Source organism: Microcoleus sp. POL10_C6, from assembly GCF_036701585.1.
Taxonomy (GTDB): Bacteria; Cyanobacteriota; Cyanobacteriia; order Cyanobacteriales; family Microcoleaceae; genus Microcoleus.
Window position 1 is genome coordinate 41,303 of the sequence record NZ_JAUBRB010000022.1, and the last position, 25,278, is coordinate 66,580.

Here is a 25,278-nt window from a genome sequence, read left to right on the forward strand (position 1 = left end):
GTTCAAACTGCTATTAGCTTTACCCACTTTAGACACCAGAATTATTGAATTATTCTGGTATCTAGCAGACTACAAGCCGGAAATTTAAAAGTCAAGATTTATTAAGATTTTACAAAAAAGCGATGACAAATCACAAATCATGTATCTAAAATAAGAGACAATTTGACCCGGAAACTGAAGGTAAGAAAATGTCTGAACTTAGACAAAATCTAATTACCAGAGATTGGGTAATCATCGCCACCGAACGGGCGACAAGACCGGATCAATTCGCCAACAAAAAAAAGTGGACAGCAGCAGTGCCACCGCACCGCGCCGATTGCCCGTTTTGTGTGGGAAATGAGGAAGACGGAACCTTAGAAACTTGCCGTTTGGGCGATCGCGCTGACTGGAAAGTAAGGGCAATTTATAACAAATATCCCGCCCTCTCCCCGACAGCAAAATGGATGAGGATATCATCGGGAATTCACCGCACGATGGCGGGAATCGGCGTTCACGAAGTAATTGTCGAACACCCGCGACACGATTTGACGACAGCTTTGTTGAGTGTTGAAGAAGTTGCAAATATACTTTTAGTATACCGCCAGCGCTATGTAGAAATTAGAAAAAATCCCCACATTGAAACAATTATTATCTTCAAAAATCACGGAGAAACTGCCGGAACTTCTCTCGAACACCCGCACTCGCAGATAGCAGCGACGCCGGTTGTACCCAGCCAATTTCGCAGCCGCATCGACGAAGCTATTAGATATTTTGATGACACGGGAGAATGTCTGTTTTGCCGGACTTTGGAAGATGAATTAGCGGCGAGAGAAAGAGTGATTTGTGAGAGTGAACATTTTGTGGCTTTTATCCCTTACGCTGCACTTTCACCGTTTCACACTTGGATTTTTCCGCGTCGGCATTCCTCTTCCTTTGATGAAATTACTGATGCGGAAGTTACGGCTCTTGCTGATACTTTGAAAACTGTACTAGCTAAGCTTTATTACGGATTGAACAATCCTGATTACAACTATAATATTCGATCGGCACCGATCGCCGAAGGGGGAACAAAATACTTTCACTGGTATATCGCAATTATTCCCAGAGTCACCAAGCAAGCTGGATTTGAGCTGGGCAGCGGGATGTTTATCAATACTGCTTTGCCCGAAGAAAGTGCGGCGTTTTTGCGATCGATCGAAATTCCTAGCGACAGTAATTTTCCCCACATCTAAAGTATTCTAGATCACAATAGGTCAAATTTACTTCAAATTGGGGTGAAAATGCACGCAGCTACTCCCAGTTGCGAGTCTGCGTTGGGGGAGGAAACTGATATTATTGGAGATTTGATATTTGAGATTAAAGAAGTAGGAATAACGCATGATCTAAGGGTTTAGATCATCGGCCTAAAGTTGGATTCTTTTTTTAAACTGGTATAACTTACGCTCTAAATTTATGAACGTACAAATACTTATGGATGTTACCAACCTCACAATAAACTTTCGACATACTGCCAGCCGTCGTCGCTAAAAGTAGCTCTCAACATATCTCTAATTTTGGCATCGATCGATAAGAGTCCCTCGCCAGAGTCGCCATTTTCGCCGATTTCGCAACTCTCATCAGACAAATGTTCTTGAATGTTGGCCAGAGTATCGGCGAAATTAGCCAGAAAATAATGTTCGTGTACCCACGCTGTGGGATCTGGTATTGCTGCACTCCCAAAAGCTCGATCGACTAAATCTTTTTTGGCAACATCGTCAGTCTGGTTTTTCATGTTGAGTTCGATTTAGGTAGAACTGGTAACTTATCCATTTTAAGCTTAATTGTCCACAGGAACGCGATCCTGATCGACCACAGCAGTGACAAATTTGTGTAGTTTGTGCGATCGCGATCCTAATTTTTTGGTCCCTCGCGTGTTATCATTTTATATCACACTCCGTGACCAATAATTTTCACCTCCGGCAAAATACACTTGGGCATCATTCCGTGAACTCCTTTTTGAGGATTGTTGACAGCCTGCGTAATCCGAAAATTTACCGCGATGGAACACAAAACATAAGCATCTTCCTCTTGGAAACCTGCAAACTTTTGCAGCCAATAAACCGTCTGTTTTAGCGCCATCTCAAACGCTTCATCTAATGTTCTACCAAATCCCATAATCACAATATGAGTGGGCGTTTCTGCAAACGGAAATATCCGAAAAAAATCCTTGCGTAAGATAATTTTAATAGTCCCGTTCATCGAAGTTTCTATAGCAGTACCGTCAACTTCACCATCTCCTTGTGCCGAATGTCCGTCGCCGATGGACAGTAAACCGCCCCGCAGAAAAACAGGTAAAAATAACCGCGTTCCTGCTTGGAGTTCCTGATTGTCCAGATTGCCGCCGTAGCGCTCTGGAGGAATAGAAGAACGGTTGATTTCTGAATTTGCAACGCCGATAATTCCAAAAAAAGGATGCAAGGGAATCGCAAGGCGGCTACCTGGGGGAAATTCAGCAGTTTTTTGCTGTAAATCTAGCGGAATAAACCGCAATTTAGGTTCGGGAAAATAATCAGGTAATGCTCCCCATCCGGCGCGAATTGCATTAAATCCTACTGGCAAACTTGGGTAAACATCCTCAATGTGAATTTCTAAAACGTCTCCCGGTTCGGCATTGTTAACATAAATCGGGCCTGTCAGCAAGTGGGGCCCAGGGCCAACTTTGCGGTTGGGAGGCAAATTATGACAAATATCTAAAAATTCGGGGGTGAGAAATTCCGGCGGCGCTTTGTCAGCAACATAATATCCTGAATAGGTTTCGATGTCGATGCGATCGCCCGAATCCACCCTTAAAGCAGGTTCGATATTCGGAGAGAAACCGCCCAAGTGTACGGTTTTGCAGTTAGCCTTGAGAAGGTGGCGAGTCATGGGATTTTAGATTTTAGATTTTAGATTTTAGATTGAAGTAAGGGTGTTAAGAATGTTATATCGCAAGTCTCAAGCATTTTTGAGAAAGATTTTTTTTAATGAACCGCAGAGGGCGCAGAGGGCGCAGAGAAAGAGAATGGAGAGTTCAGAAGATGTGAAAAAATGGTTGAACTTTGTTAGATGTGAGATATTTTACAAAGTTTTTAACTTTTTGATAACCTTGGTAGTTTAAAATTCCCAGTCGAGAATCTAAAATCGATTGCTGTTTTTTCTTCAGACTAATAACTAATAACTAATGACTAATGTTGACACCATTGCCCGCTCAATTAAAAAATTCTAGAGATTTGCCCCGCAATCCCTGGTTTTTTGCTGTTTTGATTTTGATTGTCCTACTGCTAGGTTTTATGATGCCATCTTACCTCAACGAACCTCAGCTTTTAACCGATCCGTTTCTGCAACTCCCAACAGTAAACTCGGTGCGAGTTGTCTGGTTTACCGAGTTTGGCGGTACTCGCAACACTGTTACTTACGGCGAAAATTTGAATCAAGTTGTGACGGCAAATACTACTAAGCTAAGCCGCACTCGCGAAGACAAAGACTCGCGCATCTCCGATGAAATGAAACAAAGCATAATTGACAGTAATCCAATTGTCCGCGACATCTGGCGCCACGAAGCAGAAGTCCCCAATTTAATGCCCGGTGTTCCCATTCCTTATCGAGTCACTAGCGAAAGGAAAGACGGCGCATCTGTCAGCAGCAAAGTTTTCACTCTTTCTCCGAAACCAGCACCAGGAAGTCCGCTCAAAATCCTCCTCACTTCCGACCATCAATTGATGCCGATGACAGCAGCAAATCTCCAGAAAGTAGCCGAAACAATTGGGAGAGTTGACGCGGTTTTCATGGCTGGGGATTTAATTAATATACCCGATCGCGCTTCCGAATGGTTTGACGACGACCGAGGCCGCGCCTTCTTTCCCGCTATGCAAGGGCGCGCATTTTCCGAACTCGACAAAAACGGCATCAAAACCGTTTACAGCGGCGGCGAACTGATCCAACACGCGCCTTTATTTCCCGCCCTTGGCAATCACGAAATCATGGGTCGCTTTGCAACCAACAGCAAACTCAATGACCAATTTAATGATCCTTTTCCCCGCGCGGCTGCTGATAAAATATACGCTCAACGTGCTGCATCTTTGAATCCTAGTAATGACTCTTCTGTGCGGGAAATATGGCTAAAAAACAATAGTTTTAATAGCGATACCTATAACGAAATTTTCAATTTACCGGGAGGCAAAAATTACTATGCTGTGACTTTTGGGGACGTGCGGTTAGTGACTTTATACGTTGCGAATATCTGGCGGACTCCGAATTTAGATCCGGGTGCGAGAGGCAGGTATCGGGAACGAGACGAAGATTTTAATAATCCCGAAAAATGGGGATACGGACAGCATATTTTTGAGCCGATTGTCAAGGGTAGCGCTCAATATACTTGGCTGCAACAAGAGTTAAAGAGTGCGGAATTCCAGCAGGCAAAATATAAAATTGTGATGTTTCACTACCCGCCGCATTCCCTGGGTGACAATATTGTACCTGCTTATACTGACCCAGTGCAAATAGTCGATCGCGCTCTCGATGGCGAGATTAAAATGGTGCGTTACGAGTATCCGAAACAGCAAGATTATCTGATTCGGGATGTAGTGTCGCTGCTAGAAACAGCCGGGGTGCAATTGGTATTTTACGGACATTCGCACTTGTGGAATCGATTTGTCAGTTCCAGCGGAATGCACTTTTTGGAGACTTCTAATGTTGGCAACAGCTACGGTGCTTTTGTGGGGGAAAAGCGCCGATTTGTGCCGCCGGCATATCGGGAAGATTACAGCGCTATTGGAGACCCGAACGGATTGGAACCTGTGGTGCCGACTGTTGCGCCTTTGTTGGGGAAAGATGGGCGGCCACTGCCGTATATTGATAGTAATGATATTACGGCTTTTACTATTTTTGATACGGGGGAGGGTACGGTTAGCAGCTACTATTTTGATACGCGGAAACCGGAGTCGGAGGTGGTGAAGTTTGATGAGTTTAAGTGCGAAAGGTAAGGGCACGGCATTGCCGTGTCCCTACAGATATCGGAGTCAACTGAGATGTTACACTATTCTCAATTACCTGTTTATTAGCAACGGGCAAGATGCCCGTTCCACAAAACTCAATTTTATTGTGGAACAGGCATCTTGCCTGTTCTTAACCATGGTGCAAGATGTAAGATTAAACCTTGTCTTTAGCCGGTGGAACCAAACCAGTTTTATTCAAACCTGCATCAATCTGCCTGAGCAATTTAAAATCGTCTTCGGGTAAGGAATTAACAGGCGAGTGTTTTTCCAGAAACGAGAATGCTTGGCGAAATTCACGCGGCCGAGAGTCGATCGCACTATCGAAGTGACAGGGTACAATCCTTTGAAAGTCCCAACTCGCCACTTTATCCACCCAATCGAGAGTTTCCCTCGGCGCGCGGTTGAGAATCAAAGTCTGCAAAATCGGCGCCACAAACAACCGCCCTCCTCCCCGCAAAGCCTCAAACGATCGCACCCAATCAGTTTTCCACTTGAACGGATACAACCCGAAATAAGCTTTCCTAGAGCGTTCTGGCGCTTGGCGCGCGCTGGCAAATACCTCCGACCACGGCGGCACTTCCAGCACGCTGGGGCTAAAATACATGGCAAATAAGGCGATTCTCTGCCACCCTTTGCGCCGATTTTCGTGGGTGTCTGCCACCGTGTCCGAGGCGCTGTCTTTGGCGTGAAACAGCAGCGGGTACGAGTCGAGTTGGACGATCGCGGGCGGATTTTCGGGAATGGAAACCACGGAATCTGTTAGCATCAGCGTGCGCGATCGCCTGTGAAATAACGCAACTTCAGCAAATCTGCCCAAACCGAGGTCGAGGGGGCCGAGAATTGCCCAGTCAAATTGATCGGCTAACGGCGTGTTGCTGCTGTCAAAGGGGAGTACAGAGGTGCGTTTGGCGGGCAAACCCAGCCAACTCAGCGGCAAATTCACGGGAAAACTCCACTGCTGCGGGGCGACAAACACCTGCGCTTCGGGAAAACACCTCGCAAAGGGGCCGACAAAAACTTTGTGCTCGATGCCGGAAACCGTTGTCAGCAGGATGTACTTCACCTCGCCGTGCTCTGCTACTAACTCTTTTACCAAGCGGATGCACTCAGGAGTCGGTGCCACGGGGGCGTAGACGAGAAGGCCTTCGGGTTCTAGTTTAATTACTGTCATCCTAATCGGAACGACAACGTAAAAAATGCCTTGTAGTTGGTCAAAAGTCCAGATTGTATCTTTAACTATTTCCTTGCGGATGGTGCGCCGCTTGCTGTAGGGATAGAGGGGGACGACTGGCCAGAAGGCCCAAGAATAGTCCCTAGAATCAATCTGTGCTGATGTTGGTATGCCTTCGCCCTCTGCCACTGGTGCGACTCCTTGCCGATTTTTTTGTACGTGCGTGCGATCGAACTATTGTTAGTTATAGATTAAGTTATCGTCTTTATCAATCGGCTGTTGAAACCGCTGCATCGAGTCAAACGAAGTCTGTCTCTGCGGACTAAGAGATCGAGAATGAATTTTTAGCTGACTTGTCCTGATACAATGATAAGCTCGCAAAAATTTCTCAACTTAGTAGATATGACTCAAAACTACCGCATCACTCTTTTACCAGGAGACGGCATCGGCCCTGAAATTATCGCTGTGGCGGTAGATGTCCTGAAACTTGTCGGCCAACAATTGGACATCGGCTTTGAATTTCAAGAAGCTTTAATGGGCGGTGCTGCTATTGATGCAACAGGCAATCCGCTACCCGAAGAAACACTGGAAAAATGCCGGAACTGCGATGCCGTATTGTTGGCAGCAATTGGCGGTTACAAGTGGGATAATTTGCCCCGCGAACAGCGGCCGGAAACGGGATTATTAGGACTGCGCGCCGGATTGGGATTGTTTGCAAATTTGCGTCCGGCGACTATTTTACCGCAGTTGGTTGATGCTTCTAGTTTGAAACGGGAAGTTGTCGAAGGCGTGGATATTATGGTCATCCGCGAACTCACAGGCGGCATTTATTTCGGCAAACCGAAAGGTATTTTTGAGACGGAAACAGGCGAAAAACGCGGTGTCAATACGATGGCTTACACCGAGTCGGAAATTGACAGAATCGGGCGAGTCGCTTTTGAGACGGCCAGGAAGCGCGGGAAAAGGCTGTGTTCCGTGGATAAAGCGAATGTTTTGGATGTTTCGCAACTGTGGCGCGATCGTATTATTGCCCTTTCTTCAGAATACCCTGATGTTGAACTTTCTCACCTCTACGTTGACAACGCAGCCATGCAGTTAATTCGCTGGCCCAAACAGTTCGATACAATTGTCACCGGCAATTTATTCGGCGACATTCTTTCCGATGCGGCAGCGATGCTAACTGGTAGTATTGGGATGCTGCCTTCTGCGAGTTTGGGAGCAAGCGGGCCGGGAGTTTTTGAACCCGTGCACGGTTCCGCACCCGACATCGCCGGACAAGATAAAGCAAATCCCATCGCCCAAGTTTTAAGCGCGGCAATGATGCTGCGCTACGCCTTAAATCAGCCGGAAGCTGCTAATAAAATTGAGCAAGCAGTTGTCGAAGTTTTGGATCGAGGTTATCGCACTGGTGATATCATGTCGGAAGGTATGAAACTCGTCGGCTGTCGGGCAATGGGCGATGCTTTAATTGAAGTTTTGCAAGGTTGATTTATTTACCTTTACTCGTTCCCAGGCTCTGCCTGGTAACGCATTTGAGGAGGCTCTGCCTCCATTAAAACAAAGCAAACGAGACATAAAGTTGGAGGCAGAGCCTCCGGGTATTAATTACCAGGCAGAGCCTGGTAACTAGAAATTTTATAATTTAATGTGCCGCTGTCAAAAGATTGAATTGCTCGGTATCAATGCGATTTGCTCGATACAAAACTTCAGCTATTTCCGAAAGCGCTAACACAGAATGTGCGCGATAACCGTTGGCCTGCATCTTATCTTTGACTCCCTGTTCGTGGTCGATTAATACCACGATATCTTCCACATTCAATCCAGCCGATTTTAACTTAGCCGCGCCTTCCATCACGCTTTTGCCGCTAATCAAAATATCATCGACTACGACAATCGTTTCTCCTGCCTGAAAATGCCCCTCAATCAATTTGCCCGCCCCGTAAGTTTTCACCTCCTTGCGCGGGAAAATCATCGGGCGTTCCATCCGCAATGCTAAACCCGTTGCTGTGGGTAAAGAACCGTAGGGAATTCCCGCAATGCGATCGAATTTTAAATCCTTGAGAATGTCTGCATAAGCGCTGACAATTTGGTGGAAAATCTGCGGAATAGAAATTATTTTCCGCAAGTCGATGTAATATGGAAATACGGCCCCCGATGCTTGTACGTGGTCGCCAAAAACTACGCAGCCGATGTCATAAAGTTGCAAGATTAAATCGCGGTGAGGTTCCGGTTGCAAAAAGCAAACATCGGGCAGCCACAATTCGCAAGTGGGACTACCTTCGATCGCCCGCAGCCTCTGTTTATTAATACTATCCCGCAATTTCTCAATTTCTTGGCGCGGCTCTTTCCCCGCTAATAAACTTGGGGGGACTGGCAGCAATAAATCTTCACCATTCTTGCTTAAACCGGCCGCCAGCAGTTGTGCGAGGTCGTTTTCTTCTGTGAGGTCATTTTCTGCGGCGATGTCTCCTTCGACTAAAATTAGGCGTTCAGGAGCCTCTTTGCGGATGCGGGCTAACATATCCGGCATTACTCCTACTTCTAAACCGAGTTTTTCGGGAGTTCCCCAAGTTTGAGAGAGTCGGACTAATTGCAAGTAAAAAGGGTTGTTTGGCGTCGGATATTCTTGCAAAGCAGCCCCTGACGGGTTGGCGGTGGCACAGAGGACAAAAACAGTTTTTCCTGCGTATAACAAAAAAGGCGCTACTTGGTCGAATCCGGCATAGGGACTTAAGGTAATAGCGTCAACTCGCCAGTCTTGAAATACTATTTTGGCAAAGACTGTGCTGGTGTTTAAATCGCAGTGTTTGGCATCTAAAATTACTGGCAGGTGAGGGGGAATAATTGTTAAAATTTCTTGCAGCAATGCCCAACCGGGAATACCGAGAGATTGGTAAAAACCGAGGGTGATTTTGCAGGCACAGATTAAATCGGCTGTTTGGTCGATCGCACTTTTTAGCTTTGACAACAAATCAGTTACATAAACTTGAGTCTCTTCCCCAGTCATGGAAACCTGCGGGGGCAAGGTTTCCGGGTCGGGGTCGAGGGCTAAATACAGCAAACTTTGATTGGTTTCAACAGCGGCTAACAGTTTATCGAAAAAGTTGGTTCGATCCGTCATAATTTGTTAGGAAGGTAAGGGAAATTAAAAAAAATGCAGCTCAAAGTGAGAGGGGTGTTGTGCCGGAAGAAACCGATCCCCGTTGAAATTGAAAGTAAGAATCTTTTAAGATTGTAGAATGTAAAGAGCAGGAAATCTGTAACTTTGGGAGCAGTTTTATGAGGAATGATTTTCGGGTTGGCTACACCGGTGATTGCACCTAACCTGCAGCAAATCAATTAGTTGCGGTAAACTAACCAGTGTCCGGGCGGCGATTTGATCGGCCTTCGCCTGCGGTACGCGAGTTTAGCAAATGCGAATTTGCAAGGGGCAGATTTGAGATCAGCAAATTTTAGGCAAGCAAATTTATCCGGGGCAAATTTGAGCGAGGCTTCTTAGCGGCAAGCTAATTTACAAGGTACTAATTTTACTCAAGCTAATTTAATCCAGAGCCCGTTTGAGGGGGCTAATCTAAAAAATGCTACCGTTGCAGGTGTTATTTGGGTTGACGGTAGTATTAAATAGATGCAGAAGCTAAAGCAATGCCCGCCTTATATTAGGGATAGTAATAAATGATCGGTACGATCGACTTTACGATTTGGGACGAGTTGCTGCAACGCTACGTTGACGATTTCGGCCGCGTCAATTATCGGGGCTGGAAAGCTGAGGGGGCTGATGTTTTGAGGGCGTGGCTGGAAAGTTTGGCCGATGTCGATTTGGCGGATGGTAGTGATGCGGATGCGCGGCTGGCGTTGTGGCTGAATGCGTATAATGCGATCGCAATTTCTCAAGTTCTGGAAGTATATCCGATCGCGTCCATCCGTCCCAAAGTTTTGGGAATTCCCAACTGGCTGAGTTTTTTGGATTTTTTCACTCGTTCAAGTTCGATTATTGGCGGCAAAAAGTACAGTCTCAATCAAATCGAACACGCAATATTGCGGCCGGAATTTGCCGAACCGCGCATCCATTTTGCATTAGTTTGCGCTTCTGTCGGGTGCCCGCTGCTGCGCCGGGGGGCTTATTTCCCCGAGTCGGTACGGACTCAACTAGAAGCGGATGCGAGGCGTTTTATTCACAATTCTGATAAGGTGCGATATGATGCCGAGAAAAAGACGCTTTATTTGAGCAAGATTTTTAAGTGGTACGGCGAGGATTTTGTAAAAGCGGCGGGTTCGGTGGCTGAGTATGTGGGCGGTTATTTGGGGCCAGAGGCTGCTGTGAGTGATGGATGGGCGATCGTTTTTTTGCCTTACGACTGGAATTTGAATCGGGTTGATGGATAAAATTTGCGCCTAGGGGTAGGTGTTTTTTTGAGGGAGTAATTTTTTTCGGCTGTCGTTACCCCTTCAAATTGCCAGATTCAACAGGGCGATCGGATGACTCCGAGGCAACGGGGCGATCGGACGGCTGACACTCGCACTCGCACCGCTGGCAAGGTGGCAAGGGTTCAAAATGCAGCATCTAGTGCGGTCTATAGGGTTTTGGGGTGATTGGATGGCCTGAATGGTCAAAGCTGCTTAAATCGCACCAAAGGCAAGGTCTAGCGCTGTTGGTAGGGGTTGCAAGGTTGGTAAGTTTGGCGATCGTCTCGCTGCTACGGCTCGCAGCAGTCAGTCGGAGCGGTTGCATGATTCGTATCGTTAACATATCGAATAGATATTTTTCAGTTATTCTAAATAAGAATAATGTGTTTTATACCTGTGAAAACGAGTTAAAATTAAGGTGTAAAATAAAAATATGAACTTATGAAAATAAAACTTTCAGATAAAGACCTACTAGGAATAGCTCGAATAAAGATGCTAGAGAAAAAGTGTAAAAGGCTTAAAAAGTGTAAAAGAACTTCTTATAGAATTGCTGGGCTAGCTAGCAAAATATTATCAAGTAAAAAATCTTCTAAGCTTGCTAAAGCTATTGCTGGCGCTGCACTTTCTTTAAGAGGAGAGTGTTAGAACTACGACTATAAACTTTGATGATTTCAAGTTTATTTTCAAAGTAAAAAACCATAATCTAATATCTAAGTAAGTGAATGCCTCTCATTATTGGAGGGGCATTTTTATTGGTTGTTATGATCGATTGCAAGCTTGCCACGGTCTAGCGGATCGCACTGTCGGAGCGTGTCGGAGCGGTGACGGTCTAGTTTTTTTTTTGCTTTAGACTTGCACGTTACAACAGCACACTTTTTTAAAAACTGGTAGAGGTGAGATCGGTGGCACTGAGAGAGCGTGGTGAGTGCTGTGAGACACAGAAAACCCGTCACTGTCGGAGAGTAGCGGGTTTTATATAGGTTGACATAATTTTATTTTTGGGGTTATTACAGTTGGTGCTAATCCAATTGTTATAAAGTATACTTGATTTATTGATTCTTTGCGGAAGGGAAGAGCTATGGATGATTTCAAAGTTGTTGGTGCTATTACCAGTGCAGCGGCAGCTACTGGAACAGGTTCTGTGACAATTGCTACACTTACTTCTTCGGCTCCTGGGATTCTTGGAGTTCTCGGGTTTACCACAACTACAACAGTAGCTTTGCCTATAGCTGGTATTGTGGCAGTAACAGGGTTAATAACTTTTGGTGTTTACAAAGGATTAGAGATTGCCCGCCAGCAATCAGAATCTCAGTAATAGTGCTATTTTAAAAACCTGTTATGCAGAGTAAACCTTACCCTGCCACCTTGTCGTAACAGTCTCTAGCGCTAGGCTGGGATATACCCGTTTCTTCGCCTAGCTTTTTCCCCGGTCGGAGCTGTGAGAGCGCGGTGGTAAATTGTTAGCCCACTGGCACTAAACAAACTATTTCGTAGGTGGTTTATTTGGGGCTTGTGGTTTATTTGGGGCTTGTAGTTTACTTGGGGCTTGTAGTTTACTTGGGGCTTGTGGTTGATTTGGGGGTGTAAGTTTTGCCTTAAGTTTATTTTCCCGCTCTTTATTTCTTTTAGGTGCTATAAACTTAAAATCAAACAGACGCTCCAACAACTCTATTAACCATTTCGCCTCATCAGGCTCAACAGCCAAGACTTTACCGCTGTTGTCTGTCTTGGGATGAGCAGCAAAATTTCCAATTTTTCTGATACAGTCTATAGTATCTGTTATTTCAGACGGGATACCAGGTATCTTTATAAACTCCTTAACTGCTTCCTCTAACTGATATTTATCAATATTAAATTCCTTCTTAATAATATTTTGAAGGATACGTCTACTAAGCATAACACTAGCTGTAGAACTTAGAGGCATTACTAACACAGCTTCACGAAAATCACTTGCATATTCATCAGGCACTTCAGAAGCAACCGTAATATTTTCCCTATAAGGATAGATTGACAGTATTTTGCCGCTCGATACTTCTTGTAAAGGTTCATCTTTTAAAGGTTCATCTGTAGCTTGATATCCTGGATAAAAAGGTTCATCTGTAACTTGATAGTCTGGATCAACTGCATTGCCGTGGGCTTGTGCCTGGACAAACACAGTCTTGTTGCATTGTAAACAGCTACAAATAAAATCGAATAACAAATTTTTATCTTGAAAAGATATACCGTTTTCTATGTCTTTCTCAAAACGCTCAACTTTACTGTCAACATTCATTACTGAGTAAACCTGGCAGTGTGGACAATTAAGGCATATTGGTTTTGGTATCACATCTATTAACCTAAACTGTTGACGATCATAATAATCCATATAAAATTCTTTTTCAAATTCAACTTCAAATTTATTATTCATCTTGTAACTCCAATATTTAACTACTAATAAGTATAGTTTTGATAACGTATACTTTTGTACGCCACTTTTAACATAACACATAAAGTGTTTACATACCATACTATAGATTTTACAAGGGTTACAGGGCTTAGGCGGGGATACTCACATTTCCCCGCCTAGATTTATTTAGCAAAGTAAGGTTGATGATATTCTCACGTCACTATCTAAAAATGGTGTGACTGTTAGCGAAACTTACAGGTTGCAATCAACCTAAATCCCTATCAGGGATTGAGGCCATGTTTCAATCAGGTTGAGGGTGGAGATTTTCACTAATCGGTAGGTGGTTAGAAGAATGCTGACCAATTAGCTATCGATCCGCCCTTAAACCTCTCCACTCAAAATCTGTTGAACCGTCAAACTTAGCTGTGGAAACATCGGAGATACGATCGCCTCTCCATCCCGAAACACCCCAACCTCAACATATTGCCCCTCCTCAAGCCGCAAAACCGTCACCACTTGTTCAATTGGATCGATAACCCAATACTCTGCGATGCCCCGCGCTGCGTACTGAGCTCGTTTGCGTTGGCGAAGCCCTCGAAGAGGATCGTAATCCCGATCCCTGCCCACCCTACCCCGACTGACTACCTCCACAACAAACCGAGGAGGCAGCATATCGAAAGTGATAGTTAGCCTGGTTGCTGTCAGCGGAATATGTTCAGGTTCCAGAATTATCAAATCGGGGTAGCGGTTGGCGGCATCTCCCGATCGCAAAACGGGAACTTGAACCTCGCAATTATGCGTTTTAATCAGCCTGAGTGGCACTACCCCGCTGCTAGCAAAATAGAAAAATAGATAGTTAGCAATGAAATTATTAGGTTCAGATTCTGGTGGCAAAGCTATTAACTCCCCATCAATTAACTCATAGCGTTGACCCGTATCATTTGAGTAATTAAGGTACTCGTCAAAAGTTAATTTTTTAGATTGAGCTTGTACCATAATATTACATTCCTTGATTTACTCGTTCCTTTCTGGGAGTTTATTTATATAGAAACGGTTTCAACAGCGGAAGGATATCAATCAAAACTGCTGTGCAAGTTCAGCAGGTGTCCCAGCCTCCACCGACAATCAACCCACAAGTGACATATTAAAAACTATCACAGTTCAAATCCTCTGGAATATAAACAATGATTTCAGATAAATTTCGGCGCGAGTTGCGAGAACAAGCCAAACTCTGGCAAGCAGAAGGACTCATCGACACTTCATTCTACCAACAACTTTCCGATCGCTACCAATTCAACACACTCGAAACCGCCTCCCGCAACCGATTCCTCAGCATTCTCATCAGTCTCGGCGGCATTCTCCTCGGTATAGGAGTCATCACCTTTGTAGCCGCCAACTGGCAAGTTTGGTCGCGCGAAGTGAGAGTTGCACTGCTGCTAAGTCTTTTCGTAGCAGTCAATGCAGCAGGTTTCTATCTGTGGCGAATTCCCCCATCCCGAAGCAACAACTCCCATCCAAATATGCCCGCAACAAAAGGGCGAAACAAACTCCTAGGTGAAGGATTGTTGCTGTTAGGAGCTCTGATTTTAGGAGCAAATATGGCATTGATGGCGCAAATGTTCCACATTGGCGGTTCTTCCTACGGACTTTTCCTTGCTTGGGGAATCGGCGTGCTCGGAATGGCTTACAGTTTGCGGTTGACTTCCTTGGGCGTTTTGTCCGCACTTTTAATCGGTTGGGGCTATTGGTTTGCCGTGTTAGATTGGTCTTCCAAAGTCGAGTTTTCTTGGCTGGAAGTTTTGGTGCGGCAAATGCCGATCGCAGCCAGTATAATGTTTGTGCCACTGGCTTATTGGTGTCGATCGCGTGCTATTTTTGCCATAGGTGCGATCGCGATAATTTTTTCCCTACAAGTTTCTATCGTCCAAGGGTTAAATCAAACCTGGGGTACAGCAATTTTTTGTGCTTTACCGCCCGCTTTGCTGTGGGGATACGACGATGCAATCTGGCCCAAGGTACGCAGCAAGCTGTTTCAACCTACCGCCCGCAGTTTAGCACTGCTGTTTCTCGCCAGTTTATTTTATTTTCTTTCTTTCCACTGGTTGTGGCAAGATTCGCCGAATCCTGGCCAAACAGAGCCCGATTGGGTTTTGCTGGCAAATGTGGCTGTTTTGGGCGGTTTCACAGTGTTGGAGTGGCTGCGATTGGGACGTTTGGAACTGCGGCGACCAAAACAAAAAGCAGTGGATTTGACTACAAGTGCGATCGGCATTTTCATCCTCGCCAGCGCCTTTATACCGCTTTTTCACCTCAGTTTTACTCCCATTCCTCAATTAGCGACTTTTCTGTTCAATGTTTTATCATTTCTGCTCGCTGTCGGCTTAATTCGAGAAGGTTTAGCATTAGGAAACCGCAAGAGTTTTTGGGTAGGCATGGTATTAATTACCCTGCAAATTATCAGCCGAGTATTTGAATATAACACAGGATTGTTGCTCAAATCTTTTGTCTTTGTTTTGTGCGGAATTGGCGTAATTGCTGCGGGTTTGTGGTTCGAGCGCCACTTCGCAAAAATCCCCGATGAATAGCAGCATTCTACTATAGTGCGATCGTCCCGCTCACACTGCACTCGGAAGATGATTATGCCCATTCAAAGCTCAACGATATTATTCTGCAAACCAATTCCCAATATGAACACCGAAAATCCAGATTTAACACATCCAAGTTCCGAAATAGCAGATACCAGCACTAATCCCCCATCATTCACCCTTCCCCCGGAAGCAAAACGCCTTCCTGCGTGGCGGCTGTGGGCTCCTTTGCTGCTGCAAATCGGACTAATTGCCGCCGTACCCGCCACCACCGTTTACACTTTTATTACTGGCAAAACAGTTGTCCTGCAAACAGCACCAGTAGACCCTTACGACTTTTTGCGCGGATATTACCAAGTTTTGAGATATGATATTTCCGATCTCACAAATCTCCAAAAACTCCCCGACTGGAAAGATTTACCTACCGAAAAAAAACCTTGTCCGCCCGGAACTGTTTGTCCAAAAAATACGCACAATCTCAAACCAGAAACCAGTTTTTATGTAATCTTAGAAGCGCCACAAGCCCCCACTAAGCCCGGCCGCCCCCAAGCTTGGAAACCCGTCCGCGTCAGTCTGGAAAATCCCGGCAATTTGCCCGCCAATCAAATCGCAATTAAGGGCAAATATAACGGTTGGCAGATGGAATACGGCTTAGAAACTTATTATATGCCAGAGGATGAAAGGGAAAAAGTCAATCAGGAGATTAGCGAAGCTCAAAGGAAGCAGCGACAATCTTTTTTGGTAGAAGTAAAGGTTGACAAAACAGGCCATGCTGTGCCTGTGAGTTTGTGGGTGCGCGATCGCAATTATCGATTTTAGCCAAAAAGGGCAAAAGGTCGATCGGGCTTTTGGTCTAGCTTTGAGTATTTTAGCTTAGGGATGGGGCTGCTGGTGGGCGATTCCCTAACGCAACGGGCCCGCAGGCGCGTTGGGGATAGCTTCGCTGGCGCAGACATTTCAATTGCCGACAACCCAAGAGAATCTATTAAGATATATAAGACTTGTGCAAATCTTGCCAGTTCAAGGGCGCAAGTCATGACTCTACTGGAGCTTCTCATGTTAGCCGAGCTAATCTCAGCCAGACGCATACTCAAGACCAAACTCCTCGACTTCTTAGGACTTCCCGAAAATTGCCCAGACCAAACCGATCATCTCGTCAACCGAATTGTATCCCTCCTGGAAGCAAATCCCGCCGAACAAGAAAGATTTTGGGAGACATTCAAAAGTGAATTAGCCGTCGATCCGGTAGAATTAGAAACAATACTCAAGTGTTCGCCAGCAGAACGCCAGCAGTGGATTGAACAAGACAAACTCCCTATTTTAGAATACCGCTCTTTCCGCAAATCAGGAATCCATTTAGAATATCCCGTTCACGACAGAAGATTCATCTTAAGTCTCACGCCAACCGATATTAATAATTGGCGCAAGGAACCCAAAGGGCTGATTAAAAATAATCACCAAATACCCACCCCAATCAATACAGAAAAGCCTGAAGAAAACGAACAATCACGAGTAGCTTTTAGTTCCGAGTGGGAAAAAATCATTGCCGACTGGAAAGAACAAGGTTCGGAAGAAATTTCAGCAACCTTCCAGCTAGCTTACTGGACAGTTTGGGCGTCGCGCTGGGCAAAAGAAAATCAGCTCAACAGCTTTAAAGCAATTCAATATAAGGAAATTTACGAAGCTCACCAGCAGGAATGGTATCAGCGAAAAAATCAAGCAGTCAAGTTACTGATTGAAATGCCCTACGCAATGCTTTACTTCTACCGTCCGGCGGATGCTGACAAATTATATCTCGAACTGTGCGAAGACCACGAGGAAATGATGAAAGATGCCTACTATTGGGATAAGTGGGATTTTTTCTATCAGAACCGCAAACTTGTAAATAAGTGCCGCGAGTGTGTGTACTCCGAAACCAAAGATTATTACTCGCTTTACTACCTAGAAATCAAGAGCGACAAGTTTCCCGATTTTAGTTTTTCTTTCCACACGCCGTACACGATCGGCAGAAAATTTTTGCCGCATCCAGAAACGCTGCCTTATGTAGATCACGTAGAACAGGACGGCATTTTTCGTTTTGGTCGCCCGCTGCTGGAACAAGAGAAAGCTATTCACACAGAAAAGGATGTATTGCTCAAGTTTGAGGCAGCTTTGGCAGCAGCGAAAAAGTTTGTTTAGTCATTAGTCATTAGTCATTAGTCATTAGTTAGGAAGGATTAGTGACGACTAAATATTCCTCATTTTAAAAGTAAGAATTCAGCAGTGTTTAGTCAATAATTGGCGCGTCCTTTACTAATGACTAATGACTAATGACTGCTGACTAATGACTGCTGACTAATGACTTTTGAACTTGGATTACTTGAATGCTGCCACCAGCATAAAGTTTGGGTTGTGGAGTTACTTCGGAATTGTACGATCGCCATCCCACTTCTGCCAACAAACTCCCCAAGTCAGTTTCAGTCTCAAACAACCACAAAAATATAGCCAACCCTGACCTAAATACCGGATTTGTATGCCGATGAATATCTACCAAAATGAATAGACCACCGGGGTCGATCGCGCGGTATACTTCCTGAAAGATTTGTCGCAATTGCGCCCGTTGCATTTCGTGCATCCCAACGCTGCTGCGTACTCCTGTCAAACTGACAGTCGGGAAAAGCTTCTAAATAATAATTGGCTGATGGTACATTTTTCCTTGGCCGTTGTCACCCAAACGAGCATTGCCGCCTACGCTCAAAGCAGCCAGACGCGCGATCGCAATCCTAGAGACACTGATACCGATAACTTAAATCTCTAAAAATTGTTGCCATAGTCAAAATTATGTATACCTTGCTATCGACTTAAGATATTATTAAGTTATATGATAAAGATAAGTAACAGAACTGAGACGATGGGAGAGCTGTAACCGCTATGGGTCGTGTGGGAGTATTGCTATTAAACTTGGGCGGGCCAGATCAAATCGAGGATGTCCGTCCTTTCCTGTTCAACTTGTTTGCTGACCCGGAAATCATTCGCATTCCGTTTCCGTGGATGCAAAAACCGCTCGCCTGGTTGATTTCGACCCTGCGCTTTCAAAAATCCCAGGAAAACTACCGCCAAATCGGTGGCGGCTCTCCTTTGCGGCGAATTACCGAGGAACAAGCCCTAGCCCTGCAAGAACTCTTGCAAGAAAAGGGACAGGATGCTCGAGTATACGTGGGGATGCGCTACTGGCATCCTTTTACTGAAGAGGCGATCGCCAAAATTAAGCGCGATCGCATCGAACATTTGACAATCTTGCCGCTGTATCCTCAATTTTCCATCAGCACCAGCGGTTCTAGCTTCCGGCAGTTAGAAGAAATGTGGGGCAAAGATCCTGCCCTCAAGGATATACAATATACCGCGATTCCTTCTTGGTATCAGCGGCCTGGTTACATTCAGGCAATGTCGGAATTGATAGCCCAACAACTAGACCACAATCCGAATCCCGATCGAGTTCACATCTTTTTCAGCGCCCACGGCGTCCCCCTCAGCTACGTAGAAGAGGCTGGAGACCCCTATCAGCGCGAGATTGAAGATTGCACTCGTCTGATTATGGAACATTTGAACCGATCGAACGAACACACTCTAGCTTATCAAAGTCGGGTTGGTCCGGTGGAATGGCTCAAACCTTACACCGAAGACGCCATTACCGAATTGGCAGAGAATGGAGTCCAAGATTTGTTGGTAGTTCCGATTAGTTTTGTTTCCGAACACATCGAGACTCTGCAAGAAATTGACATGGAGTATCGAGAATTAGCAGAAGAATCGGGCATTAAAAATTTCTACCGAGTGCCCGCCCTGAATACTCATCCGGTGTTTATTGAAGCCTTGGCCGATTTAGTCATCGAGTCGATCGAATCTCCCAGCGTTAAATTCTCCGATGTTATACGCCCTTCCAAGACAGTGAAAATGTACCCTCAAGAGCAGTGGGAGTGGGGTTTAACCACGGGGGCGGAAGTCTGGAACGGTCGTGTGGCGATGATTGGTTTTGTGGCACTATTGCTGGAGTTAATTACGGGTCAAGGCCCGTTACACTCGATCGGATTGCTTTAAATTGACAGTTGACAGTTGGCAGTTGACTGTTGACTGTTGACTGTTGACTGTTGTTACACATGACTAATGATATCAAATCGGTTGGTATCGGAATTATTCATCTCTCTCTTCTCTTCCTCAGCGCCCTCTGCGCCCTCTGCGGTTAAATAATTCCGAAACAACCGTAAACGATATAACTAATCACTAATAACTAATCAATAATTAATCAGGATCGCGCTTGCGGCGGCGGGGATTTCCCCTATCGCCCGGTATTCCCTGACTTTTGTACCAGCGATACCACTCTTTAGAACTGCGAATTGCCAGCCACAGCAGCATCATCGCCACTAACCCTCCCTGCCGTGGTGCGTCAAAGGCAAACAAAACCAAGGAAATGCACAGAACATCTTGGAGGAAAATCACCCAAATCGGCAAACCCCGCAGCCGATAAAACCATCCTGCTTGTACCAGTTGCAGGACTAAAGCTAACAAACCTCCGACAATACCAATTATCCACAGCATCCAAGGGTGAACAATAATTTCCTCGATCGAACTTACTTGAGCGATCGCAATTCCCATAATTGCTCCTACAATGGGGCTGAAAATAATTTGCACAATTTGCAGTACCCGCTGCCCTACAAAGGTTTTAGAAGCAAATAACTCTAACAGCGACCAACTCACCAAGATGGTGATAGCCACCTGGGGGGGGACCCCCGACAATAGAGGTATTTCAGACCAAAGTTTGTCAATCCGCAACAAACCAATTAACAGCAGGGGCAGGGCAATTCTCATACCCCCTGCCGCAGACGCAGAGAGTGCGGCTAGGAGTCCAACCATAATAATAATTCAGTTTCTAACGTCAGCTAAAGCCTCGATCTATTTCAGAATTTAATTCCCCTGATGGCTGGCTATGATTTGAGCGATCGAACTCAAATTGAGGCTTGAGCTTAAATATCACCCTCTATTGTAAGTGTATCTGCTTAATCCTGCTTGGCACTGCGATATTGTCGATCGACAATATCGCAGTTGACTGTTAACTGTTGACTGTTGTCAGAATAAAGGAGGCAGCATTCAACCAGGATTGTGATTAAATTAGCTTAAGCACCCGAATCCTTCTTCTCTCTGACAACAGTCAACTAACTTCTTATGTCTGAATCATTATTTGCCGATGCCAGCCGCCGATTAGAACGAGCCTTAAAATATGTGTCCCTTTCCGAGGATACGATTGAAAGGCTGAAACACCCCAAATCCAGTTTAGTTGTATCGATTCCCGTGCGGATGGACGACGGTTCCCTACGAATTTTTCAAGGTTATCGGGTGCGCTACGACAATACCAGAGGCCCGTCTAAAGGAGGAGTTCGCTATCATCCGGGAGTATCCCTTGATGAAGTGCAATCCTTAGCATTTTGGATGACTTTTAAATGTGCAGTTTTGAACTTGCCTTTTGGAGGAGCCAAGGGCGGAATTACTCTCAATCCCAAGGAATTGTCCAAACTGGAATTGGAACGGTTGAGCCGGGGCTATGTCGATGCGATCGCAGATTTCATCGGCCCCGATGTCGATATTCCCGCGCCGGATGTCTACACCAATCCCATGATTATGGGTTGGATGATGGATCAGTACAATATTATTAAGCGGCAGCTTTCTCCAGCGGTGGTGACTGGAAAACCAGTGACAATTGGCGGCAGCTTGGGCAGAGATACGGCAACAGCAATGGGTGCTTTTTTTGTAGTACAAACTATTCTACCCAAATTTGATCTAAATCCTCAAGATACAACTGTAGCAGTACAAGGTTTTGGTAATGCGGGTGCAGAAATAGCAGAACTCCTGTGGAAAGCAGGTTACAAAGTTGTTGCTGTCAGCGATTCCCAAGGAGGAATTTATGCTAAACAAGGGCTGGACATCCCCAGTATTCGAGGATTTAAAGATTCTAACAAAGGTATCAAAGCTATTTACTGCGAAGGTTCGGTTTGCAATATTGTAGAACACGAAATCTTAACCAATGAGCAACTTTTAGCCTTAGATGTAGACGTGCTGGTTCCTGCCGCTTTGGAGAATCAAATAACAGAAGCCAATGTTAATGATGTTAAGGCTAAGTTTATTTTTGAAGTAGCTAACGGGCCGATTGATTCTGCTGCTGATTTGATTTTAGAAGCGAAGGGAATTCACGTAATTCCTGATATTTTAGTCAATGCGGGAGGCGTAACGGTTAGTTATTTTGAGTGGGTGCAAAATCGCAGCGGACTTTATTGGACGCTGGAGGAGGTCAACCAGCGGTTGAAGCATAAAATGGTCGAAGAAACTGAAGCAATTTGGAAAGAATCTCAGGAATTGTCAGTTTCTATGAGAACTGCGGCTTACGTGTACGGGTTAAATCGACTCGGAGAAGCGATGAATGCGAAGGGAACGCGGGATTATTATGTGAACGGTTAACAAATAAAATCCCCGACTTCTTCTGGTTATGTTCGTGAAATATCGAAGTAATTTCAGAAGTCGGGGATTTGGCTATTGGCTATTTAGCCTTAGTCTCCGGCATCAAACACTTATCAGAATCGCAGCCCGCCGGCCCCGAATCCATCATTTCACCTAAGTCATAGCGACTTAGTGCCGCGTGAAAAACATCAATTTCGCGGCGCGCTAAAGTCTCTTCCACCATCTTGGTGTAAGTTTCCTTGTTTATCGGTTCAAACGGTAGACGCGGGAAAGTTTCAAGAGCATCAAATCGAGCTAAAAGCGCTGCGGAAATGTAGCCTTCATCATCGCGAATCGCCTCGTAAATCCGAGTGCCAAAACTTTCAACCTCATTTTCGCGCAGTTCAATCGTCGCCGAAGTGTTATGTCTGACATAGAACTTTTGCACCTGCATATAAAAGTCCATTTGTGCCGCCGCTGAGAACTTGTTAATGTCAATTTCATCAGCACCGGGCAAGTCAGCCCAACTTACTGCAACAGGTATTTCTACCAGCCATTCTGTACAGCGTTCATCAAAGGGATTGTTCAGCAAATTACCGTTTTCATCCTTGTCAGATTGAGACGGAATCACGTTGTATCCGTAGTCGATGCAGGCGAGGGCTACGGGGTCATTTTTGCCGAAAGTGATCCGGCGAATAAAACGCTGGGCTTTCGGCGGATGCCAGCCGGGGGAAGCACCTGTGAGCAGAGATTTAGTACCCGATGGTTGAACAGTTGTGCAGCGATTTGGGCGTTTTAAGGAATGGCGATCGCAATAATCCCATACTACCCGATTCACAATCTCCCGCCAACCACTCAAATACTCTTCTTCCCGCTGTTTAAAAGCGATTCCTTGCGGAGTTTGCGGGCGGCCTTCCACCCACCAGCGCAGCCACTCAACGCCAAAAGCATGAACGAAGAAATCGAACAATCCCGTGAAAGATACGCCGACAATCGGGTCTAGTTCGCGGCTGTATTGATAGCGGGGTTCAAGAAATTTGTGATTGAGAAGTACCGCGACAGATAGAGCCGCCGCCCTGAAAGCTTCCTCCTGTTCTTTGAAGTTGTAAGGATCAATTTGATTGAGGTGAACCTCTGCCAAATTACAGTGGAAATTAGAGCCGATGATTTCCATTTGTGTTACCCTAAAGGCTTTTTATCCTTTAGTTCTACAGATTCGATTTTCCCTGTAGCTCGGCGTACTTTTTCATTTACTGTAGTTGTAAATGCCCCGCACTCTTGCCAGGATTATATTCTTCAAAAAAGAAGGTTCACCCGGTACGCTCTACGGTGGTAAAGGATTTTTAATTCCCTTACTTACCTCGGAGTTAACATCTCAGTCTTCTCCGATTTTGCGAGGTTTTTTACGTGAGGCAAAATTACTTACCACACGGGTTTAAGCCCACGCGGACTAACCGATGCTCTAACTCGCCAGCAGTCATATTAGGATGGCGTTCCTGCAACCACTCTTTAGCTTTTCCTTCGTCGTAAGCTTTCAAAAACTCACTTCTAAGACTCGGTGTTGAAAGTAAATCAACGTTAGATCGAGCTACAGCTTCCCCTGCCCATTGAATCGCACCTTCGCCGCTGTAATACTGTTTGCGGACAGCATCAATACATTCTTCTAGTGTAGGTTTGGTATGGAAAACTCGCGTATGGTTGGCCATCCGAAGGGCATCGCGTTCTGGATCTATTCTCCAGTTGCCATTTTCATCTTGTTGCCACAAATTATTTTTAGCATTTGCTCCGAGTTCGTCATCAGCATAAAACTGACGCATTCCGGCCGATCTTCTAATGTTTCCAGCAACAATTGTCACCGCAGCTTCATCTATCAGCACGCAGCATTCAACTGAATTTAACTGCCGCCCTAAAGCTTTATTCAAAATTGCGGCGCAGCGCTGATAAAGGTCGGGCAATTTCACGGGATTGGCTACTCCGCCAAAACCTTTTAAAGGTTCTCCCACCGGGCGAACGTCGCTCAAATCAATGAATACTTGAACTTCTCCTGCAAATCTTTCATCTGTGGATAATTCCAGCAAACTTTGATAGGAGTTTACCCAACCTTGGCGAGAATCTCCGACATAAATAGTTGCGGTTTTTTCTGCTATTTTTACTTCTGTTTCTTGACGGCGCGACTGGGCGGGTGTAGAGCCGATTTCGCCTTGCATGGTTAGGGTTAAGCGGTTGCGAATCGGCGGGAGTTGGTTGATATATTGTGGTTCCAAGACTGCCCCAGTGCCGCAGCCCATCATTGCCAAATCCATCAACAAGCCAAAGGAACGCCAGTCAAGAATATTTGTTGATGAGCAATTATATGCGCCGGAAAAATTCTCTGGTTGCTCGATCCATTTGCTGCCACCTACCCACAGCCAGCGGCCTGAAGCGAGGGTTTTGAGCTGGTTTTGCATCCGGTGCAGCAGTTGTGTTTCTTCGGGGGTGAGGTTTCCCAGCTTTTGCAAGCCTTTGACTGTTCGATCGCACACTTCGGCCCAAGTCTCCCTTCCCGTCTCGGTACGGCGACTGTAAGTCCTGAAAAATACTGGATTGGCTGCGGGTGCTGTTTCCGGGAAATCAGACGGGTTGCGTTGATCGCTGGCACTCGATCGCTCTAATTCTCTAACCATAGGTTGTGTACTGACGTGTCGGAATAAATCAACAGACTACGAATATACAACAGGATTCAGATTTAGGGTTAAAGGTTAATATATTTGACAATTTGCACTAAATATGGGGCACAGAAGTGTACAAGCTCGATCGGGCGAGCTCCTCAAAACTTGACAAAAAAACCCGATTTCATCCTGAAACCGGGTGAATACCAAATCTTGTCAATTGTCAATCCTTTGTCAATAAAAACTCAATATTGGGTAACAGCGGGTCTTGAACAACCCCCACACCGTTAAACCCCCAACGTTCAAGTAGCTTTTTTACCTGAGAACCGGAAATCGATTCTACTCCGAATCGATCGGCAACATCAGCAGCGTGGGCATTGAGATAGCTCAAAGCGTCATAGTCTTCGCGAAACATCAGCAGGTAACTCACTGCCGCATCTGGATTGGGATTCGCGGACAAATATTTGCCGTCACTGCGGGAACGTAGCAAGTAAAAAACTTGAGATAACATTTTATCTTGTTTGTCAAAATAATAGATTAACTCAAATTGGGCATTGGGAATCGGGAATCGGGAATTGGGCATTGGTAAATTAAAAAAGTTTAATTATTTTTCTTCCTTCTTCCTTCTTCC

The 25,278-nt window shown here is 45.3% G+C and carries 24 protein-coding genes and 1 pseudogene; 13 read left to right on the top strand and 12 right to left on the bottom strand.

The genetic code is table 11. From position 1 onward, the window contains the following. The first annotated feature begins 188 nt into the window (after nucleotides 1-188). Nucleotides 189-1,211, top strand: a complete 1,023-nt coding sequence (galT, locus tag QUA34_RS14510) for a galactose-1-phosphate uridylyltransferase (RefSeq protein WP_333387604.1) — start codon at nucleotides 189-191, stop codon at nucleotides 1,209-1,211. A gap of 254 nt (nucleotides 1,212-1,465) precedes the next feature. On the opposite strand, the gene QUA34_RS14515 is transcribed toward galT, so the two are convergent. Both QUA34_RS14515 and QUA34_RS14520 read right to left on the bottom strand, forming a co-directional pair. Then, entirely contained in the window at nucleotides 1,466-1,750 is a 285-nt protein-coding gene (locus tag QUA34_RS14515; RefSeq protein ID WP_333081651.1) for a hypothetical protein, read from the bottom strand. Nucleotides 1,751-1,905: 155 nt separating this feature from the next. After that, nucleotides 1,906-2,883 (bottom strand): acetamidase/formamidase family protein, encoded by a 978-nt coding sequence (locus QUA34_RS14520; RefSeq protein WP_333330980.1) that lies wholly within the window; start codon nucleotides 2,881-2,883, stop codon nucleotides 1,906-1,908. 302 nt (nucleotides 2,884-3,185) lie between these two features. Here QUA34_RS14520 and QUA34_RS14525 point away from each other — a divergent pair, with 302 nt between their 5' ends. Beyond that, on the top strand, nucleotides 3,186-4,979 hold the full coding sequence (locus tag QUA34_RS14525) for a metallophosphoesterase (protein WP_333387607.1): 1,794 nt from the start codon (nucleotides 3,186-3,188) through the stop codon (nucleotides 4,977-4,979). Nucleotides 4,980-5,145: 166 nt separating this feature from the next. Here QUA34_RS14525 and QUA34_RS14530 read toward each other — a convergent pair whose 3' ends face one another. After that, nucleotides 5,146-6,351, bottom strand: coding sequence for a DUF4336 domain-containing protein (locus QUA34_RS14530; protein WP_333330985.1), 1,206 nt, complete (start codon nucleotides 6,349-6,351; stop codon nucleotides 5,146-5,148). Nucleotides 6,352-6,564: 213 nt separating this feature from the next. Here QUA34_RS14530 and leuB point away from each other — a divergent pair, with 213 nt between their 5' ends. Then, a complete protein-coding gene (gene leuB, locus QUA34_RS14535) occupies nucleotides 6,565-7,650 on the top strand; it encodes a 3-isopropylmalate dehydrogenase (RefSeq protein ID WP_333145250.1) in 1,086 nt (361 codons plus the stop codon). A 154-nt stretch (nucleotides 7,651-7,804) separates the two neighbouring features. Here the strand turns inward: leuB and QUA34_RS14540 are convergent, their stop codons facing one another. Continuing rightward, a complete protein-coding gene (locus tag QUA34_RS14540) occupies nucleotides 7,805-9,283 on the bottom strand; it encodes a bifunctional orotidine-5'-phosphate decarboxylase/orotate phosphoribosyltransferase (RefSeq protein ID WP_333387610.1) in 1,479 nt (492 codons plus the stop codon). 255 nt (nucleotides 9,284-9,538) lie between these two features. Between QUA34_RS14540 and QUA34_RS30195 the strand changes: the two genes are divergently transcribed. From QUA34_RS30195 to QUA34_RS14545, 3 genes and pseudogenes are all read left to right on the top strand, one after another. Further along, the gene (locus QUA34_RS30195; protein ID WP_445242820.1) at nucleotides 9,539-9,661 is read left to right on the top strand and encodes a pentapeptide repeat-containing protein; all 123 of its coding nucleotides are present in this window, start codon (nucleotides 9,539-9,541) and stop codon (nucleotides 9,659-9,661) included. A gap of 15 nt (nucleotides 9,662-9,676) precedes the next feature. Further along, a pseudogene (locus QUA34_RS30200) lies at nucleotides 9,677-9,787 on the top strand (pentapeptide repeat-containing protein); the annotation flags it as partial. 47 nt (nucleotides 9,788-9,834) lie between these two features. Beyond that, entirely contained in the window at nucleotides 9,835-10,545 is a 711-nt protein-coding gene (locus QUA34_RS14545) for a DUF547 domain-containing protein (RefSeq protein ID WP_333387613.1), read from the top strand. 55 nt (nucleotides 10,546-10,600) lie between these two features. Here the strand turns inward: QUA34_RS14545 and QUA34_RS14550 are convergent, their stop codons facing one another. Beyond that, nucleotides 10,601-10,723 (bottom strand): hypothetical protein, encoded by a 123-nt coding sequence (locus QUA34_RS14550; protein ID WP_333387616.1) that lies wholly within the window; start codon nucleotides 10,721-10,723, stop codon nucleotides 10,601-10,603. Between the two features lie 284 nt (nucleotides 10,724-11,007). On the opposite strand from QUA34_RS14550, the gene QUA34_RS14555 reads away from it, so the two are divergent. After that, a complete protein-coding gene (locus tag QUA34_RS14555) occupies nucleotides 11,008-11,211 on the top strand; it encodes a hypothetical protein (RefSeq protein WP_333387619.1) in 204 nt (67 codons plus the stop codon). A gap of 433 nt (nucleotides 11,212-11,644) precedes the next feature. Next, on the top strand, nucleotides 11,645-11,881 hold the full coding sequence (locus QUA34_RS14560) for a hypothetical protein (RefSeq protein WP_333387622.1): 237 nt from the start codon (nucleotides 11,645-11,647) through the stop codon (nucleotides 11,879-11,881). A gap of 168 nt (nucleotides 11,882-12,049) precedes the next feature. On the opposite strand, the gene QUA34_RS14565 is transcribed toward QUA34_RS14560, so the two are convergent. Both QUA34_RS14565 and QUA34_RS14570 read right to left on the bottom strand, forming a co-directional pair. Further along, on the bottom strand, nucleotides 12,050-12,973 hold the full coding sequence (locus tag QUA34_RS14565) for a DUF4145 domain-containing protein (protein WP_333387625.1): 924 nt from the start codon (nucleotides 12,971-12,973) through the stop codon (nucleotides 12,050-12,052). Between the two features lie 360 nt (nucleotides 12,974-13,333). Beyond that, entirely contained in the window at nucleotides 13,334-13,948 is a 615-nt protein-coding gene (locus QUA34_RS14570) for a Uma2 family endonuclease (protein WP_333387628.1), read from the bottom strand. Between the two features lie 188 nt (nucleotides 13,949-14,136). Between QUA34_RS14570 and QUA34_RS14575 the strand changes: the two genes are divergently transcribed. The 3 genes from QUA34_RS14575 (at nucleotide 14,137) to QUA34_RS14585 (ending at nucleotide 17,715) form a co-directional block, all read left to right on the top strand. After that, nucleotides 14,137-15,537, top strand: coding sequence for a DUF2157 domain-containing protein (locus tag QUA34_RS14575; protein ID WP_333387631.1), 1,401 nt, complete (start codon nucleotides 14,137-14,139; stop codon nucleotides 15,535-15,537). A 102-nt stretch (nucleotides 15,538-15,639) separates the two neighbouring features. After that, on the top strand, nucleotides 15,640-16,356 hold the full coding sequence (locus QUA34_RS14580; protein WP_445242821.1) for a GDYXXLXY domain-containing protein: 717 nt from the start codon (nucleotides 15,640-15,642) through the stop codon (nucleotides 16,354-16,356). A 237-nt stretch (nucleotides 16,357-16,593) separates the two neighbouring features. Further along, entirely contained in the window at nucleotides 16,594-17,715 is a 1,122-nt protein-coding gene (locus QUA34_RS14585; protein WP_333387637.1) for a hypothetical protein, read from the top strand. A gap of 142 nt (nucleotides 17,716-17,857) precedes the next feature. Here the strand turns inward: QUA34_RS14585 and QUA34_RS14590 are convergent, their stop codons facing one another. Then, nucleotides 17,858-18,151 (bottom strand): hypothetical protein, encoded by a 294-nt coding sequence (locus tag QUA34_RS14590; RefSeq protein WP_333387640.1) that lies wholly within the window; start codon nucleotides 18,149-18,151, stop codon nucleotides 17,858-17,860. 296 nt (nucleotides 18,152-18,447) lie between these two features. Here QUA34_RS14590 and hemH point away from each other — a divergent pair, with 296 nt between their 5' ends. Then, a complete protein-coding gene (hemH, locus tag QUA34_RS14595; protein ID WP_333081631.1) occupies nucleotides 18,448-19,611 on the top strand; it encodes a ferrochelatase in 1,164 nt (387 codons plus the stop codon). Between the two features lie 201 nt (nucleotides 19,612-19,812). Here hemH and QUA34_RS14600 read toward each other — a convergent pair whose 3' ends face one another. Further along, the gene (locus tag QUA34_RS14600; protein ID WP_333331194.1) at nucleotides 19,813-20,424 is read right to left on the bottom strand and encodes a DUF4126 domain-containing protein; all 612 of its coding nucleotides are present in this window, start codon (nucleotides 20,422-20,424) and stop codon (nucleotides 19,813-19,815) included. Between the two features lie 309 nt (nucleotides 20,425-20,733). Here QUA34_RS14600 and QUA34_RS14605 point away from each other — a divergent pair, with 309 nt between their 5' ends. Beyond that, entirely contained in the window at nucleotides 20,734-22,020 is a 1,287-nt protein-coding gene (locus QUA34_RS14605) for a Glu/Leu/Phe/Val dehydrogenase (protein WP_333387644.1), read from the top strand. Nucleotides 22,021-22,099: 79 nt separating this feature from the next. Here QUA34_RS14605 and nrdJ (QUA34_RS14610) read toward each other — a convergent pair whose 3' ends face one another. The 3 genes from nrdJ (QUA34_RS14610) to QUA34_RS14620 all read right to left on the bottom strand — a co-directional run bounded on the left by nrdJ (QUA34_RS14610) (nucleotide 22,100) and on the right by QUA34_RS14620 (nucleotide 25,158). Then, the gene (gene nrdJ / locus QUA34_RS14610) at nucleotides 22,100-23,173 is read right to left on the bottom strand and encodes a ribonucleoside-triphosphate reductase, adenosylcobalamin-dependent (protein WP_333387647.1); all 1,074 of its coding nucleotides are present in this window, start codon (nucleotides 23,171-23,173) and stop codon (nucleotides 22,100-22,102) included. A 244-nt stretch (nucleotides 23,174-23,417) separates the two neighbouring features. Then, nucleotides 23,418-24,662 carry a ribonucleoside-triphosphate reductase, adenosylcobalamin-dependent gene (nrdJ, locus tag QUA34_RS14615; protein ID WP_333331186.1) on the bottom strand — a complete coding sequence of 415 codons (1,245 nt, stop codon included), beginning with the start codon at nucleotides 24,660-24,662 and terminating at the stop codon, nucleotides 23,418-23,420. 208 nt (nucleotides 24,663-24,870) lie between these two features. Next, on the bottom strand, nucleotides 24,871-25,158 hold the full coding sequence (locus QUA34_RS14620; RefSeq protein ID WP_006630975.1) for a hypothetical protein: 288 nt from the start codon (nucleotides 25,156-25,158) through the stop codon (nucleotides 24,871-24,873). Nucleotides 25,159-25,278: the final 120 nt, after the last annotated feature.

Excerpts from the sequence above, each read along its gene's own strand:
- QUA34_RS14565 (WP_333387625.1), bottom strand. The coding sequence starts at position 12,973 with ATGAATAATAAATTTGAAGTTGAATTTGAAAAAGAATTTTATATGGAT.
- QUA34_RS14605 (WP_333387644.1), top strand. The coding sequence starts at position 20,734 with ATGTCTGAATCATTATTTGCCGATGCCAGCCGCCGATTAGAACGAGCC.
- QUA34_RS14560 (WP_333387622.1), top strand. The coding sequence starts at position 11,645 with ATGGATGATTTCAAAGTTGTTGGTGCTATTACCAGTGCAGCGGCAGCT.
- QUA34_RS14525 (WP_333387607.1), top strand. The coding sequence starts at position 3,186 with ATGTTGACACCATTGCCCGCTCAATTAAAAAATTCTAGAGATTTGCCC.
- nrdJ (WP_333387647.1), bottom strand. The coding sequence starts at position 23,173 with ATGGAAATCATCGGCTCTAATTTCCACTGTAATTTGGCAGAGGTTCAC.
- nrdJ (WP_333331186.1), bottom strand. The coding sequence starts at position 24,662 with ATGGTTAGAGAATTAGAGCGATCGAGTGCCAGCGATCAACGCAACCCG.
- QUA34_RS14555 (WP_333387619.1), top strand. The coding sequence starts at position 11,008 with ATGAAAATAAAACTTTCAGATAAAGACCTACTAGGAATAGCTCGAATA.
- QUA34_RS14585 (WP_333387637.1), top strand. The coding sequence starts at position 16,594 with ATGTTAGCCGAGCTAATCTCAGCCAGACGCATACTCAAGACCAAACTC.
- QUA34_RS14515 (WP_333081651.1), bottom strand. The coding sequence starts at position 1,750 with ATGAAAAACCAGACTGACGATGTTGCCAAAAAAGATTTAGTCGATCGA.
- QUA34_RS14580 (WP_445242821.1), top strand. The coding sequence starts at position 15,640 with ATGAACACCGAAAATCCAGATTTAACACATCCAAGTTCCGAAATAGCA.
- QUA34_RS14545 (WP_333387613.1), top strand. The coding sequence starts at position 9,835 with ATGATCGGTACGATCGACTTTACGATTTGGGACGAGTTGCTGCAACGC.
- galT (WP_333387604.1), top strand. The coding sequence starts at position 189 with ATGTCTGAACTTAGACAAAATCTAATTACCAGAGATTGGGTAATCATC.
- QUA34_RS14620 (WP_006630975.1), bottom strand. The coding sequence starts at position 25,158 with ATGTTATCTCAAGTTTTTTACTTGCTACGTTCCCGCAGTGACGGCAAA.
- QUA34_RS14540 (WP_333387610.1), bottom strand. The coding sequence starts at position 9,283 with ATGACGGATCGAACCAACTTTTTCGATAAACTGTTAGCCGCTGTTGAA.
- QUA34_RS14550 (WP_333387616.1), bottom strand. The coding sequence starts at position 10,723 with ATGCTGCATTTTGAACCCTTGCCACCTTGCCAGCGGTGCGAGTGCGAG.
- QUA34_RS14590 (WP_333387640.1), bottom strand. The coding sequence starts at position 18,151 with ATGCACGAAATGCAACGGGCGCAATTGCGACAAATCTTTCAGGAAGTA.
- QUA34_RS14570 (WP_333387628.1), bottom strand. The coding sequence starts at position 13,948 with ATGGTACAAGCTCAATCTAAAAAATTAACTTTTGACGAGTACCTTAAT.
- QUA34_RS14600 (WP_333331194.1), bottom strand. The coding sequence starts at position 20,424 with ATGGTTGGACTCCTAGCCGCACTCTCTGCGTCTGCGGCAGGGGGTATG.
- QUA34_RS14575 (WP_333387631.1), top strand. The coding sequence starts at position 14,137 with ATGATTTCAGATAAATTTCGGCGCGAGTTGCGAGAACAAGCCAAACTC.
- QUA34_RS14520 (WP_333330980.1), bottom strand. The coding sequence starts at position 2,883 with ATGACTCGCCACCTTCTCAAGGCTAACTGCAAAACCGTACACTTGGGC.
- hemH (WP_333081631.1), top strand. The coding sequence starts at position 18,448 with ATGGGTCGTGTGGGAGTATTGCTATTAAACTTGGGCGGGCCAGATCAA.
- leuB (WP_333145250.1), top strand. The coding sequence starts at position 6,565 with ATGACTCAAAACTACCGCATCACTCTTTTACCAGGAGACGGCATCGGC.